The organism is Priestia sp. SIMBA_032, assembly GCF_046535215.1.
In the GTDB taxonomy this organism is placed as follows: Bacteria; Bacillota; Bacilli; order Bacillales; family Bacillaceae_H; genus Priestia; species Priestia aryabhattai.
In genome coordinates, this window is record NZ_JAWRXD010001438.1 from 1 (window position 1) to 241 (window position 241).

At 43.2% G+C, this 241-nt stretch carries 1 protein-coding gene; it reads right to left on the reverse strand.

The window, feature by feature from the left end:
• On the reverse strand, positions 1 to 241 hold a 241-nt coding region (locus SB717_RS39070; protein ID WP_410908653.1), incomplete at both ends, for an ATP-binding cassette domain-containing protein.

Here is a 241-nt window from a genome sequence, read left to right on the forward strand (position 1 = left end):
TTCAATGTAAATAATCGTATCAACATGCGTAATCGTCGCTAATCGATGTGCGATTATAATCGTCGTCCTGTCAGCAGCTAACGTCTGAAGCGCCTCTTGAATATACCTTTCATTTTCTAAATCCAATGCCGAAGTTGCTTCATCCAATATAAGTACCGACGGATTCTTTAGAAACACTCGTGCAATTGCCACACGTTGTCTTTGCCCGCCCGATAGCTTTACACCACGTTCTCCAACGACA